Annotated in this window: 13 protein-coding genes and 1 pseudogene; 5 read left to right on the top strand and 9 right to left on the bottom strand. The window is 35.8% G+C overall.

Annotated features, from left to right (window positions below; genetic code table 11):
* Nucleotide 1: 1 nt before the first annotated feature.
* The 3 genes from GNP81_RS06480 to GNP81_RS06490 all read right to left on the bottom strand — a co-directional run bounded on the left by GNP81_RS06480 (nucleotide 2) and on the right by GNP81_RS06490 (nucleotide 1,728).
* Nucleotides 2-577, bottom strand: a complete 576-nt coding sequence (locus GNP81_RS06480) for a glutaredoxin family protein (RefSeq protein WP_054775382.1) — start codon at nucleotides 575-577, stop codon at nucleotides 2-4.
* A gap of 176 nt (nucleotides 578-753) precedes the next feature.
* Nucleotides 754-1,134 carry a VOC family protein gene (locus GNP81_RS06485; protein WP_054775381.1) on the bottom strand — a complete coding sequence of 127 codons (381 nt, stop codon included), beginning with the start codon at nucleotides 1,132-1,134 and terminating at the stop codon, nucleotides 754-756.
* Nucleotides 1,135-1,167: 33 nt separating this feature from the next.
* Nucleotides 1,168-1,728, bottom strand: a complete 561-nt coding sequence (locus tag GNP81_RS06490; RefSeq protein ID WP_155674424.1) for a TetR family transcriptional regulator — start codon at nucleotides 1,726-1,728, stop codon at nucleotides 1,168-1,170.
* Nucleotides 1,729-1,853: 125 nt separating this feature from the next.
* Between GNP81_RS06490 and GNP81_RS06495 the strand changes: the two genes are divergently transcribed.
* A complete protein-coding gene (locus GNP81_RS06495; RefSeq protein ID WP_155674423.1) occupies nucleotides 1,854-2,306 on the top strand; it encodes a DUF417 family protein in 453 nt (150 codons plus the stop codon).
* Between the two features lie 86 nt (nucleotides 2,307-2,392).
* On the opposite strand, the gene GNP81_RS06500 is transcribed toward GNP81_RS06495, so the two are convergent.
* Nucleotides 2,393-3,385, bottom strand: coding sequence for an MBL fold metallo-hydrolase (locus GNP81_RS06500; RefSeq protein WP_155674422.1), 993 nt, complete (start codon nucleotides 3,383-3,385; stop codon nucleotides 2,393-2,395).
* A 203-nt stretch (nucleotides 3,386-3,588) separates the two neighbouring features.
* Between GNP81_RS06500 and GNP81_RS06505 the strand changes: the two genes are divergently transcribed.
* The 3 genes from GNP81_RS06505 (at nucleotide 3,589) to GNP81_RS06515 (ending at nucleotide 7,384) form a co-directional block, all read left to right on the top strand.
* A complete protein-coding gene (locus tag GNP81_RS06505; RefSeq protein ID WP_155674421.1) occupies nucleotides 3,589-4,611 on the top strand; it encodes a LacI family DNA-binding transcriptional regulator in 1,023 nt (340 codons plus the stop codon).
* Nucleotides 4,612-4,747: 136 nt separating this feature from the next.
* Nucleotides 4,748-6,202, top strand: coding sequence for a Na+/H+ antiporter NhaC (nhaC, locus tag GNP81_RS06510; protein WP_005419158.1), 1,455 nt, complete (start codon nucleotides 4,748-4,750; stop codon nucleotides 6,200-6,202).
* A gap of 9 nt (nucleotides 6,203-6,211) precedes the next feature.
* The gene (locus tag GNP81_RS06515) at nucleotides 6,212-7,384 is read left to right on the top strand and encodes a MalY/PatB family protein (protein WP_155674420.1); all 1,173 of its coding nucleotides are present in this window, start codon (nucleotides 6,212-6,214) and stop codon (nucleotides 7,382-7,384) included.
* Between the two features lie 125 nt (nucleotides 7,385-7,509).
* Here GNP81_RS06515 and GNP81_RS06520 read toward each other — a convergent pair whose 3' ends face one another.
* The 5 genes from GNP81_RS06520 to GNP81_RS06545 all read right to left on the bottom strand — a co-directional run bounded on the left by GNP81_RS06520 (nucleotide 7,510) and on the right by GNP81_RS06545 (nucleotide 12,709).
* The gene (locus GNP81_RS06520) at nucleotides 7,510-8,457 is read right to left on the bottom strand and encodes an Ldh family oxidoreductase (protein WP_155674419.1); all 948 of its coding nucleotides are present in this window, start codon (nucleotides 8,455-8,457) and stop codon (nucleotides 7,510-7,512) included.
* Nucleotides 8,458-8,469: 12 nt separating this feature from the next.
* Nucleotides 8,470-9,474, bottom strand: coding sequence for a Cj0069 family protein (locus GNP81_RS06525; protein ID WP_155674418.1), 1,005 nt, complete (start codon nucleotides 9,472-9,474; stop codon nucleotides 8,470-8,472).
* Nucleotides 9,475-9,482: 8 nt separating this feature from the next.
* Nucleotides 9,483-10,766, bottom strand: a complete 1,284-nt coding sequence (gene dcuC / locus GNP81_RS06530; protein ID WP_236798275.1) for a C4-dicarboxylate transporter DcuC — start codon at nucleotides 10,764-10,766, stop codon at nucleotides 9,483-9,485.
* A 5-nt stretch (nucleotides 10,767-10,771) separates the two neighbouring features.
* Nucleotides 10,772-11,686: a phosphoenolpyruvate mutase gene (aepX, locus tag GNP81_RS06535; RefSeq protein WP_005419153.1), complete on the bottom strand. Its 915-nt coding sequence runs from the start codon at nucleotides 11,684-11,686 to the stop codon at nucleotides 10,772-10,774.
* A 591-nt stretch (nucleotides 11,687-12,277) separates the two neighbouring features.
* Complete coding sequence (locus GNP81_RS06545) at nucleotides 12,278-12,709, bottom strand: LysM peptidoglycan-binding domain-containing protein (RefSeq protein WP_005419142.1); 432 nt, start codon at nucleotides 12,707-12,709, stop codon at nucleotides 12,278-12,280.
* A 475-nt stretch (nucleotides 12,710-13,184) separates the two neighbouring features.
* Between GNP81_RS06545 and GNP81_RS06550 the strand changes: the two are divergent.
* A pseudogene (locus GNP81_RS06550) lies at nucleotides 13,185-14,033 on the top strand (omptin family outer membrane protease).
* Nucleotides 14,034-14,066: the final 33 nt, after the last annotated feature.

The following is a 14,066-nucleotide window of genomic DNA, read 5'->3' on the forward strand; positions in this document are numbered from 1 at the left end:
ATTAATGCCCCGCTTTCACATCCGTGTTCATCTGTTTTGATAAATCATCAAAGCCACCAACGTATTTACCATCCAACCAAATTTGAGGCACTGTCACAGGCGTTTTCTCACCAATAATGGCTTTAACCTCTGGGATCATTCGATATAGAGCCGCACTGTCTTTCACCACATCGTGATAGGTATATTCAACACCTGCCTCATCCAGCGCCGCTTTTGCTTTAATACAATAAGGACATGTTGCTTTACCAAATACTACATTGCCTTTTATATCATCACGCTTGGCAACTTGAGCAATAACAGCCTGAACCAAAACACCACGATTTAGCGCTTCACCTTGGCTTATCACTTTATCTTCAACAATGATAATCGGAGCATGCCACGCTTTAAGCTTTAAAGGTTCCCACCAGTAAGACAGCCAATCTTTCACTTCAAGCTCAATAGGAATACCATCAAGCTCAGTGTTAAATGTATCTTCCAGAATGTCTTTCGTTAAGGTGCACTCTCCACACGGAATATTGACTTTAAATGGACCCCAACTGCCTGCCCAACGATATAATGTGATTTTTACAGGTTTCATTGCGACTTCCCCTATCAGCAAACTGATTTATCAAAATTAAACTGAACCGTTTAGTTTAATTTAGTTGAATTTCAATTTAAGTCAACCTTTATGATTAATATTATCGCTACACGATATAAGTATATGCTAAGAAAATGGTTTTGAGATGTAAGTAATATCTCTTACTTAATTAGGAGTTATAAATAGTTTGAGAGTTCAATCAAATTACCGTCGGGATCTCGTAAATAGACTGAGATTATTTTACCCATCGCACCCGTTCGTTGAATTGGACCATCAATGATAGTCACGCCTTGTGATTCAATATGGCTTTGAACTTCATTAATAGGCGTATGAGTAATAAAGCACAGATCCGCACTGCCGCTTTTAACCTGTGCCGCTTTAGGTTCAAACTCATTTCCCAATTGATGAAGGTTTATCTTTTGCTCACCAAAAGTAAGGGCGACTCTGCCCTCACCAAAGGTAACGATATCCATTCCGAGTACGTTTGAATAAAACTGACTCGTCACTTCAATGCTGTTAACCGTTAAAACAAGATGATCTAAACGTGCAACTTTCATGATTCATTCCCTATGAAACAAAAACGTAAAACATTATTCAGATTTAAAGATAATACCTAAAAACATTTGGTGAGCGAGTTCAATTAGCTCTGCATCTTTTGTTAGCTGTAACGATGCCAATAGCCCGTTATAAACTAACCCTGCTTTTTTGGCCTTCAATTCTGCATCTTTAATATCGTGTCTTTTAAATAACTCGATTAATAACTCTTGTGTGCGTTGTTTGTATTGCGCACTTACCTCAGTAATTCCTTGATCTTCACTGCTGTATTCACTGTACGCCAATTGAAAATAACAGCCATTAAATGATTCAATATCAATACACCCAGCAAGACCTTCAAAACGAAGCGCAATTTTTTCTTCTAATGTCAGTTCTGTATTTTCAAACAAAGCCTGAACATGAGAAAGAGATTGTTGGCTAAACAGCTCTAATGCATTAGCAATTAAGTTCTCTTTAGATTGAAAATACTTATAAATGGTCGCTTTAGATAACCCCGTCGCAGCAGTGATTTTATCCATGCTCGTACCATGAAAACCATGTAATGCGCACAGTTCTACCGTCTTTTTAAGAGCGTTTACTCTTTTTTCTTCTTTCATACATCACTCTCCATTAATGCAGTGATTTTAGCAAAATAAACTGTTTAGTTCAAAAACTGATTGACAGTATCAAAATAAACGATAAATTAAACTAAACAGTTTAGTTTATTAATCAGGAGATAAAAATGAATACTCAAACTTGTAAAGCCATCTCAGCAGAAACGTCATTAGGTTATAAAATTGGGGTCTTTGGTGTCGTACTTACCCTACTTTGGATAGGTATTTTTAAATTTACCCCAACAGAAGCGGCAGCTATAGAGCCGTTAGTTGCAAATCACCCTTTAATGGGCTGGATATACGGATTTATATCAGCACAAATGGTATCGAATATCATTGGCTTGACTGAAATTTTAATTGCAATAGGACTTATCGCAGGCTTTTTTAACCCTAAAATTGGTTACTATTCAGGGATCCTTGCTTTACTTACATTTATTGCAACACTTAGCTTTTTAGCAACCACGCCGAATACATGGAAAGTCGTTGATGGCGTATTAACAACCAACTTCTTTTTACTTAAAGATATTGTGTTTATCTCTGTATCACTACTTGTGATTGAACATAATAAACCACACCTATGATAGATAACCTATTATGATAAAAAATAGCCTACTCAATTTTCATTGAGCAGGCTGTTCTTTTTTGATATGAGCTAAATTAGCTTGTCTTAAAACTGCAGTGAATCACCTTGCTCAGGAAAAATGAAATTTACACCTAAGTCATTTGCTTCTGCTAACTGCTTTTTAATAATTACTTTAGGATCTTCACTGTTCTTTAAGCTGTATTTGATGTGGCTTATGGCTACATTTAGATCTTTTAGAGAACCCTTGCCATTCATGTCTTCAAGCACACTTAATTCTTTAACTAACCAGTTTGGCGTTAAATGTCCAAATAAAGATTTATCTGGGGTTTCGTTGGTAAAAGAAACTTCAATAATAATCCCCTTTAACTTCCCTTGTTTTACAAAAGGAGCTAAAACAGACCATGCAGTCCTCATTGCCGAGCTTTTCTCTACTTCATCAGGTCCTGTATCACCAAAATAAGCAAATACATCCCCTTCACTGTCTTTTAGAATAAATACCGTAGATTGCCCACCAGAATGAGACAAAGGCAATGACATCACACTCATTGTAGTTTCAGCTATCAGACTCCAAACACCCGGTTGAAGATCCACATAATTGTATTTGTTCAGTTTAAAGCCTTCACCTTTGTTACCAAAATTAGGCCATGCTGACCAATTAAAGTAATTCTTCATGAGATCTTTATTTGTCGCAGCTAATCCATATATCGGTTTTTTACTGTCATCAGGAGAAGAGATAATTAGACCGGCAACATGGTCTAAATGAGCATGACTGATAAAGTAGCCCTTAATCTTATCCTTTAATAGGTAACCAACTTTGGTGTAAGGAGAACTGTCTGGCACAGTAATATCTTTAAATGCTCCTTTCTGCTCTGAAACAATTAATCCATTAACAACAGAGCCTGCATCAAGCATAACAAAATTAGAATCCGCCTCACTTTTAATTAAAAAAGCCGTTAAATTACCATCTTGGATCCCACCTTTACTCCCTAACGTAACGGTATCAAAACTCCCAGACTGAGCCGAAAAAGAAAAAACAGACAAACACGTAAATAACACTGCTAATTTATTTTTAAACATATCCAACCTTAAATAATACTGCACACCCTTGTGCTCAATCAGATAATACAATGAGATAAATGAATGATGTATTAAATATTTAAGACTATTGATAGGAAGGTAATTATAAGCGGTATGCTCCACAGAATTTGATAGTTCTAACATCTTTATCGAAAAATCCACGCTACACTCCGACTTAATGTTAATCACCATAAGTAGTAATCATGGCGACAATCAGTGACGTTGCAAAGTTAGCAAGAGTTTCTACCGCTACCGTTTCCCGCGTAATCAATAATTCCGCTTATGTTGAACCAGTGACTCTTGAGCGAGTACAAAGTGCCATTCGTGAACTCAACTATCAACGAGATGCAAGAGCCAGCGCCTTAGCTAAAAAAACAAATAATACCCTCGGATTATTAACCGGCAACCTAGCAGATCCTTTCTTTGCCCTAATAGCCAAACACGTGGAAGAAGTCGCACGTAAACATAAATGCCAATTAGTCGTGGTAAGCGGAGGTCATGATGCACAGCGAGAAAAAGAAGGGTTGGATTTTTTGATAAGCCAAGGATGTGAAGCCATGGTGGTGCACGCAAAAATGCTAGATGATGCCACCCTATTACGATACAGCGCTCAACTCCCTTCGATGGTATTGCTTAACCGTACCATTCCACAAATATCAAACCGCTCTGTCTATATTGATAATAGAGCTGGCGCCAAAGAATCTGTGGCTCATTTGATTTCACAAGGTCACCGCAAGATCGCCTGTGTCACCAGTGATCTTCCTATTGAAGATAGAACAGAACGACTTAACGGTTACCGCGATGCCATGGCAGAAGCCAACATTACCATTGAACCTAACTGGATAATAAATCAGAACTTTAGCGAACAAGGCGGAGAACTTGCCGGTGAACAATTATTGACTCAATGCCCAGAAGTCACAGCTGTGGTTACCTTTAACGATGTAATGGCCGCAGGTTTAATGGCTAATTTACATGAAAACAATATTCGTGTACCTGACGATATTTCTATTATTGGGTTTGACGATGTTTTATTGGCTCGATACCTCTACCCTCGCTTAACCACAATGCACAACCCTATTGATGAAATGTCGAGCTATGCTGCTGATTTAGCGTTAAAAATAAAAAACACTGGCTATGTTCCACCATCTAATCATCGCTTTAATGCCAGCTTGGTCGAGCGACAAACCGTTATACCTTTTTCAGATAAACAAGCCCTAAAAGTGTGATGAACATCTTAGGTAACAATCCCATGTAAGCGCTTACATGAGTGCGTTACCTATCTCTCATATTCTAATTAATAGAACTCTTATTATGACCTCATAAAAACAAAACAACCCTACATCTGTTTACGAGGAATACAAAATGACACAATCAAAGCCTCTACCATCATTTGCACTCGCAATAGCACCTATTGCAGTCATGTTTGGTCTACTTGCTATTGGATACGGCCTATTTGGTCTACAAATTGAAGCCCTACTGCTTACTTCAGCAACCTTCACCGGTTTTATCGCTTATAAAATGGGATACAACTGGGATGAAATAATGAATGCCATTGTTGAGAAATTAGCGAAAGCAATGCCAGTTATCTTAATTTTAGTCTCGGTTGGTGGTCTAATCGCAAGTTGGATGATCAGTGGCACTATCCCCTACATGGTTTATTGGGGATTAAAAGTTATTAGCCCTCAATATATTTTAATCGCTGCTTTCTTTGTTACCAGTGTGGTTTCTGTGTGTACTGGTACATCATGGGGATCTGCAGGAACAGTAGGTGTTGCGTTAATGGGTGTAGCAGCAGGTCTTGACGTATCCTTGGCGGCAGCTGCTGGCGCGGTGGTTTCTGGCGCTTACTTTGGTGATAAAATCTCCCCTCTTTCTGATTCAACAAACTTTGCACCTATTGTTTCTGGCACTACATTATATGAACACATCCAACATATGCTTTATACCACGCTACCAGGCTTTGTTATTGCTTCTGTTGTCTTCTTCTTTGCTGGTCAATACGGTGATATTACAAATGTGAGCGAACCTCAAAAAGTAGTTGATATCATTGCTGGCTTGGACAGTTTATATAACTTCAGCATTCTATTAATTGTGCCACCAATCATGATCTTATGGGGCGCATTCACGAAAAAACCAGTACTTCCTCTGATGCTTGCAGCCTCTGCCCTTGCTCTACTTATCGGTGTATTTCTACAAGGCTTCAGCTTACAACAAGCACTGCAAGCGTTTGTTAATGGTTTCAATATCGATATGTTGAACACTAACGGTCACACAACAGATGGTTTAGTTCCAGATATTGCAAAACTGCTTAATCGTGGTGGCCTGTTCTCTATGATGAGCACCATTCTTCTTGTATTTTGTGCCTTTGCTTTTGCGGGAATTTTAAGTCTAACAGGTGCATTAAATGTGGTTCTAGGCCGCTTCTTACATCTTATTCACAGCACTGGTCAGTTAATTCTATCAACTGTGATTGCTACGATTACTGTGGTATTCACAACATCTGATGGCAAACTTGCCTTATTAATCCCAGGTGAATTATTTCAAAACGCTTATCGCAAAATGGGATTAGATACAAAAAACCTTTCAAGAACCATTGAAGATGCCGGCACCATTATCGAACCACTGGTTCCGTGGACTGCAGCAGGTATTTACATGGCAAGCACACTAGGCGTAGCAACGCTTGATTACCTACCATGGGCAATTCAATGTTACACCGGCGTGATTTTCGCCATCATTTATGGTTTCACAGGCTTTGGTATTGCAAAAGCACCAGTAACTCAAGACAACGACTCACTATCTCCAGTTGACGTAAAATAAGGCTATCTCATGACAACTTCTTTTGACTGCATTCACAACCGTTGTAACACAGGCTCATTAAAATGGGATTTCATGAAAGAAAAACTCGGATTAGATGGCACAGACCGACTACCTATGTGGGTGTCTGATTACGATTTTCAAGCGCCACCACACGTATTAGAAGCACTTCATAATCGCATTGACCATGGTATTTTTGGTTATGCAGAACGTAATGATGACTACTACCAAGCGATCATCACTTGGTATCAAGAGCAGCATCATATTCACATTGAAAAAGAATGGATAACAACCGTACACGGTGTATTACCTGGGCTTTCAATGGCAATTCAGCTACTGACTGAAACCAATGACAAAGTGGTAATGCAAACACCGGGCTATGGCTCGTTTCGTAAAATCGTTGAATTTAATGACCGAGTATTGGTTGAGAACCCATTAATTGAGCAGCAAGGAAACTACACTATCGACCTTGCTCATTTAGAATCTTGTTTTCAGCAAGGCGCTAAAGTAATGATCTTCTGTAACCCTCACAACCCTGTTGGTAAAGCATGGTCAAAAGAAGAGATAACCGCTGTAGCAGAGCTATGTCATCAATACGATGTGTGGCTACTAAGTGATGAGATCTGGGGCGATTTAGCAATGGGAGATAACATTTACCATTCAGCGTTATCATTACCAGAAAATCTACAACAAAAACTGATTGTCGCTACGGCGGCGAGTAAAACATTTGGTTTGTCTTCTGTGCGTATTTCTAATTTCATGATCCCAAATCAAGAATTAAAAGCACGTTTAGTTCGCCGTTTAGATGCTCATGGTATGGATGTTTATAATAGTTTGGCAATGTGTGCAGCAACCGCCGCTTATCAAACTTCAGCGCCTTGGTTAAATGAACTGAAAACCTATCTACAAGAGAACATTACTACACTAGCAACTTTTATTGAAAGCGAACTGCCAGAGCTACGCTTTACCCCACCAGAAGCGGGTTATTTAGCATGGGTAGATTGCCGAGAGCTTGAACTAACAGATAAAGAACTAGAGCGTAAATTAGTAGAAGCTGGGATAGTTCCAAGCATGGGGATTGCGTTTGGCAATGAAGGTTCAGGATTTATTCGCTTAAATCTAGGTTGCCCTCGCGAAGTACTTATTCAAGCAATGCAACGAATTAAAGTCGCACTGAGTAGCTAAGTGAATAACCATCACGTCTAAAACAAAAAGCCGCTAAATTCAGCGGCTTTTTATCATCATGCTACTATTTGAGCTATTTCTTACTATACCCAATAAGTTAATACTCATCGTTCAGTCCCCACTCATCAATTCAGTATTTCTATATCAGCGAACTGATTATTGATATAATTGGTTCCTGGAATATACCCACCATTACTTTCTATAATGTGAATAAATTCATCCATACGAATTTTAAACTCACTTAATTGAATAAACTTGCTTATATCGAGGACAAATAAAAAATCTCCTTTCTTGTTTACATCAGCCTCTTCCATATGAAGACTTGTACCTGTAATCTGCGTCGAAAAAGCAGAACCTGACAATACTGAGCTGAATATATCGATCATACAGCCTAAAGCAAAACCTTTATAACCTCCCAATGGAGATAGAGTGCCTTTAAGTGCCTCAATTGCGCAAGTGGTTGGATTTCCATATTCATCCAATGCCCAAGATACTGGAATATCTAATTCTGCATCCTTATATTCTTTTATTTTTCCTCGTGCAACATTTGTCGAACTCATATCTATAACTACGGGATCTTTTGATGATGGCGCTCCGAATGCAAATGGGTTAGTCCCAATTGTGGCATTTAATGAATTTGGAGCAGCCATTGCGGGGGAGCTACTACTGCATATAAAACCAATCATATTATTGTTAGCTATATATCTAACGTAATGACTTAATGAAAATAAATGATTTGATGAACGTAAAGATATTGCTGCTGTTCCATATTTCTTCGCTTTTTTTATTGCTATATCAATAGCCTGTTTCGCTACTATTGGTCCTATAGAATTCTGTCCATCCAGTATCGTTATTGACCTTTCATCATGAATAATAGGAGCCTGTGCTATATAACATTCACTATTAATCACATCAAATATATTCTTTGCATGTTTTATCCCGTGGGATTTATCACCGCGTTGCTCTGAAGAAATTAAAACATCAGTAACCCAATTTGCATCATCCCAAGCCAATCCTGAAGCTATGAATTTTTTTATTAATCGTTCTTTTACTTCATTGTATGAAACTTTCATTCTTCGCTCCTACTAATTGTGTTCATGATAAATTCGGTTATATATCATGTCAGCCATTAGTTTAGGAATGTCCGAATCTAATAATGATGTGAAACCAAGACAATTACAGTTTATTTCTGATATAAGGAATTTGTCATTTTCCATACCCCTTATAAAATCAATACTCCAAATTAATGGCGCAGGTCTTGAGTCATTTAGCTTTGTTAGGATTGTCTCAATGTTATTAGTAACAAGATCAATCAAAATAGGATGTTTGGACACATCTTCATATCTATATTCTGAACCTGAGTGCAAGGTCGTAGAAAAGTTAAAATCACCTTTTGTCGGTTTTTTATGAATAACATAGCATGGGGTATTGCCAATCAAGAGAACACGATACTCACCCTCTTTGATTCCAGATAAAAATGGCATATTAACAACAACGCCTGAATCAAAGTTAACATAATTATCAATAAAATCATTTATATGTATATTCTGTGTTCGGTTGTTTTGTGCATCGGTCACTCTTATCTTTGATTCTGAGCTATCAACGAGACCTAATCTGAAAATGCCTTTTCCGCTAGAACCTCTATTTTGTTTAAAAACCCTATCAGAATTCAGACTTTCAATATCAAAATCTTCAATAAGTTCTTTTTTGTCTTTATATATTCTCACGTCATCAGGAACCAATCCTGTACCTACTAACTTACAGAGCGATGACTTAGAACCAAGCGCTAATAAAGTACTTGGGGGTTCTATTCCTACTATTCCTTCATTAATAAGGTTATCTAAGAAATCAAAATAGGTTTGTTCCCCAGTAGTTAATTTCCCCGGGTTAACTCTTGATATGTAAGCTACGCAATTTTTTCTCATAAAATCAAATATTTTATCCTTTTCACTTAGTGTGAAATGTATAGCTTTACAATTGATACCTATATCTTGAACGGCTTTAATTATCGGTGCTGTATCTTTTCTAAAGCCAGTCTCATCCTTATTTTTATCTTCACTAGCTTCCAAAATGATCACGTATTTATTCATAACTAACCTCAAATATTGCTGTATATGATTGATAAAATTACAATAAGTATGGTTGGGACAATATTTCTTAGTATTATGCTAGATAGTGTAACTCCAGAAATTTGGGAGCATAATAATGTAGTTGGAGATACAGGGGATATTGTTCTTCCTATTCCTGATATCATTTGCATCGATGTAAATGTTGAACTGAACTGATTCATCGATACGATTTTAAATTTTGACATTATTGACGTTATTGTAATAAAAGAGACCGTTCCAGAACCAAGCAAAGTACAAAATAACACGATAGCCAATAATAATACTGATGATAAAATAATCGGGTTTATAGAACCTAAAGACATATGGCTATAAATATTAATAATACTTTCTATCGGTAACGAATTGACTAGAAATTTACCGCCAACAATGACAGATACGATAAAGAAAAATGAGTTACTAATGCTAGTTAAAAAGAAAGATAATTGTTCTTTAACATTAAATTTATTGGATTTTAGATCTAAAATAAACGAGATTGAAATACATATCATCCCAATAGTCCAAAGTGGCAAGTTTAGTTTAGTGAATAGATGTTCAGGTAAAATAAGAAATAACGGAAGTAACGGTAGCAGTGCCGTAAATATACTGATTTTATGCTGATAATCTTGATTATCTGTTAATGATTTTTCATCGTTATCATTAGTCAAACGGTTATCGAGGTAACGTTGCCAGAAGTAATGGCTAATTGCACCGACAATAGCGATACCAATAAATAAAAATAATTGTCCATTAATAACATAATCATTTATTAATCTATTTTGCTCTTCAGCCATAAAAATAGTACTCGATTTTAAGTGACCAAATTCTATTACTCCAACTGAAGCGATCATTCCCGCTGCACCTTCTTTACTTATTCCCTTAGATATCAGTATAGGGAATACAGTAGACATATATATCATGGATAGAGCTGACGCGGATGTGATTACTGTGCTTAATGCTAATCCTATTAAATAAAACATAGCAAGGATTAAGTATCTATCTTTTATTTTACTTATTGGTTTATAAACGAGTAATACTAAATCTTTTGTTGCCCCATTTTTATTAACATATTCAGAGAACGCTATAATAACAACAATATTTAAACCGATAGATAAAAAAACAGAGCTTAATGCATTAGAGAAATTTAAAGCGATTTCTCGTAATTCTACGCCATTCAACAAGGAAGCAACAACCCCTAGCAATATAAAAATCAAAGGTATGTATTTTCTCTTATATATTAGAGATAAAATCATTAATGTTAATATAAATATAGACATAAGCATTACCGAGTTCCAGGCACGAGATCTAGCATTCTTTTTATTGATAGAAAGTGAGATTCTATTTCAGATGTTCTGCCATTTTTAAGTATTTGTTCAGATGTATATTCCATAGCTTTGTATGCTGCTCTTAGCATATGATTTGCATAAATAACAATATTGAAGCCAGCTTGTTTAAGTTCATCGAATTTTATTTCATTGTAGCTAGTAGGTACGCATACTAATATCTTATCTGGATACTTAGATCTATATTGTTTCGCAAAATCAAATATTTCCTTTCCATCTTGGTGTCGGCTGTGGATCATTATTCCGTCAGCACCACTTTCACTATAAGCAAAAGCTCTTTCTAATGCATCCTCCATTCCAGCATCTAGAATTAAGCTTTCAACCCTTGCAATAATCATAAATTCTTCTGTTAATTGAGATTCTTTACCTTTTTTTATTTTTGTGCAGAATGATTCTATTGTATCTTGCTTCTGTTCAACCTCATTACCTAATAATGAGTTTTTCTTAAGCCCTGTTTTATCTTCAATTATAATTGCTGACACGCCAAGTCGCTCAAGAGACCTTATGTTGAATGATAAATGTTCAATTTTCCCTCCAGTATCACCATCTATAATTAGAGGTTTGGAAGTTACCTCAAATATATCGCTTATATTTGAGATTCTGTTCTTAATGTCAAGCAACTCAATATCTGGCTTACCTTGACTTACCGAATCAGTTAATGAACTTGACCAAAAACCTTGATATTCAACATTCTCTTCAGAATCACTATCATTAGCACTGGCTTTCTCTGCTATAAGTGCTGAGATTGGATTATGAGTTTCTAATATTCTGATGCAACCATGCGATTTTATTACATTTATTAATCTTGAACGTCTAATGCTAGGAATCGATAGTTTTATGTCATTATTTTTCATTCACTATTCATCTCTACTTTCATTATTTGTTAAAGAATAGTTTCGCACTTAACACTTATTTTCAGTGATAAATAACACACTTTTATAGTATTGTAATAATTTCATTAAAACTCCTCATATCAAAGATAACCCTGAGAAATCACAAGAGAGAATGCATATTAAATATTAATATTAACACTTCCGATAATAGAATTATTTTATTACACTGATTCAATTAGAATTTATATTAGCTCTTCAGATGAAAAAGAACTTCATTGATTCTGATGGTATTCCAATTGATAAAGAAAAATTAACAGAAAATCAATCTGTTAATTTAATATGCTCAAAAATAGAAAAGATAAAAACAGACCTACTGAAAAATAATTATTTTTTTAATACCGAAACTAATACATGTATCGGCTGGAAATAATCGCTTTTATTTGAGCGATTATAATCACAGAATAAGTCCTACAATTGGTTAATTATTAAAGCATTAATCGGTTTATTACTCGATCAAGTAAAAAGCAGATCTTTACCAATCGCTCTGTGCATTTCTTAATGATAAAAAAAGCCGCTATTGATTAGCGGCTTTTCGTTACTTATTTAACACCATTATTTGATGTTGATAATTTGTCCAATAAGTAGACGTCTTGGGTTTTCAATTTTTGGGTTTAATTGAAGTAGTTCATCTACTGTTAAACCAAACTCTACTGAAATGCTGTAAAGCGTATCATCTTGTTTAATTGTGTAGAACTTATCTGCTTGCTCAACTTGTTGTTGTGCTTGCTGTTTCAATTTACCTTGCTCTGTATTTAGCTTGTTTACTTCTTGGTAAATATCTTTATCAGTTTCTTTTTGCGCTTGTAACTCGTTCTCTAATGTTGTTACTCGAGACTCTAGCGTACTTACTGTTGATTCTAAGGTGTTAATTTGTTCTGCATGCTGCTTTTGTTGTCCGATCAGCTCATCGTTTGACGCACAACCAGTAAGAACTAACGAAGACATTAGCGACGCTACCAGAATAATACTTTTTTTCTGTTTCATACTTTTCTCACAACTTCATCTGTTTGATAAATAATTTCGAGTATTGTCATAAAAATAAGATGTATGCACAAGTAATAAATGGTTTTATCATTTGATTCTGCTGAGTTTATGGCATTTATACAGATAACGGATCCACAGTAAAATTAATAAACACCACCTTATCAATGTCTACTATGTTTGTATCCTATATTTGCTACTTATAAAACCAATATAACAAAGATACCCTAGAGCAGTACCTGTAACTTCTTACAATTACCCTTCAAAATAGATCAACCTACAATGCCTCTCAATTGAAGGCTAATTCTGCATCCCTTTTGCTTCATTATTTAAATAGCTAAAACGGCATCCACCTTAATTAGGAACTCTTAAAGCATCATCGAGAAAACCAATTTACATATACAATATAGGAGTATCAAACATACTTATGAAACAGTTAATTTTCATACTCACTCCCCTAGTTTTAATCTCCGAAGCAATGGCTGAAAGCGATAAAAAAGATATATCTTTAGGCCTTTCACTGGGTGTTTTAAACGGAGCATCTAAAGAACTTGTATATGACGACACTGGAAGAAAGCTAAGTCAGCTTGATTGGAGAATCGATAATGTTCCTATCATAAAATTAGAAACGGACTGGAATATTAACCAAAGATGGACTTTAACGGGTGATTTTTGGTCTATATTAACCGATGATGGTAACGCCCATATGGAAGACCGAGATTGGTTCATTGAAAATCAACATTTTCCTACTGATATATCTATAAGTCCAAAAACAACCTTGAAAAAAGCTTATCAAGCGAGCTTACATACCACTTATTGGTTGTTCATTCAAAACAATTACGAAATAGGCGCTTTAGGAGGATTTCAATATAACCAATTCAAATGGGAGGATTTAGGTGGTACTTACTCATATAACAACGGTACTGATATGGGAACTTTTCCTGATGTTGTAGGCATTGATTATAAGCAAGAATTCGGTATGTTTTATGCTGGGCTAACAGGAAAATACAGACTAGATAACTCTGAGTTTAGTTTTTTATTAAAATTAAGCCCTTGGGTTAAAGCCAAAGATGTTGATAACCACTACCTAAGAAACCTTACTTTCTATGAAAAAAGTAATGAATACTCTGATGCCGTTTCTCTATCGATTAACTATAACCAAATATGAATCTATACACCGAATATTGCTTATACCAAATATTTTGAAGCCAATGCAGATATGACAAAGGTTAATAACAAAACAAATGATTCCAGTTTTTTCGAAAACGCAGCTGGCCTAGATAATCTATACTCAACACTCTCAATAGGGTTGAAATATAGCTTCTAATTACAAAATCACCTTTAAAAATAATGAATAAAA

It is taken from the genome of Aliivibrio fischeri (genome assembly GCF_009727955.1).
In the GTDB taxonomy this organism is placed as follows: Bacteria; Pseudomonadota; Gammaproteobacteria; order Enterobacterales; family Vibrionaceae; genus Aliivibrio; species Aliivibrio fischeri_A.

Excerpts from the sequence above, each read along its gene's own strand:
- GNP81_RS06480 (WP_054775382.1), bottom strand. The coding sequence starts at position 577 with ATGAAACCTGTAAAAATCACATTATATCGTTGGGCAGGCAGTTGGGGT.
- GNP81_RS06505 (WP_155674421.1), top strand. The coding sequence starts at position 3,589 with ATGGCGACAATCAGTGACGTTGCAAAGTTAGCAAGAGTTTCTACCGCT.
- dcuC (WP_236798275.1), bottom strand. The coding sequence starts at position 10,766 with ATGTCTATATTTATATTAACATTAATGATTTTATCTCTAATATATAAG.
- GNP81_RS06520 (WP_155674419.1), bottom strand. The coding sequence starts at position 8,457 with ATGAAAGTTTCATACAATGAAGTAAAAGAACGATTAATAAAAAAATTC.
- GNP81_RS06495 (WP_155674423.1), top strand. The coding sequence starts at position 1,854 with ATGAATACTCAAACTTGTAAAGCCATCTCAGCAGAAACGTCATTAGGT.
- nhaC (WP_005419158.1), top strand. The coding sequence starts at position 4,748 with ATGACACAATCAAAGCCTCTACCATCATTTGCACTCGCAATAGCACCT.
- aepX (WP_005419153.1), bottom strand. The coding sequence starts at position 11,686 with ATGAAAAATAATGACATAAAACTATCGATTCCTAGCATTAGACGTTCA.
- GNP81_RS06485 (WP_054775381.1), bottom strand. The coding sequence starts at position 1,134 with ATGAAAGTTGCACGTTTAGATCATCTTGTTTTAACGGTTAACAGCATT.
- GNP81_RS06545 (WP_005419142.1), bottom strand. The coding sequence starts at position 12,709 with ATGAAACAGAAAAAAAGTATTATTCTGGTAGCGTCGCTAATGTCTTCG.
- GNP81_RS06500 (WP_155674422.1), bottom strand. The coding sequence starts at position 3,385 with ATGTTTAAAAATAAATTAGCAGTGTTATTTACGTGTTTGTCTGTTTTT.
- GNP81_RS06525 (WP_155674418.1), bottom strand. The coding sequence starts at position 9,474 with ATGAATAAATACGTGATCATTTTGGAAGCTAGTGAAGATAAAAATAAG.
- GNP81_RS06515 (WP_155674420.1), top strand. The coding sequence starts at position 6,212 with ATGACAACTTCTTTTGACTGCATTCACAACCGTTGTAACACAGGCTCA.
- GNP81_RS06490 (WP_155674424.1), bottom strand. The coding sequence starts at position 1,728 with ATGAAAGAAGAAAAAAGAGTAAACGCTCTTAAAAAGACGGTAGAACTG.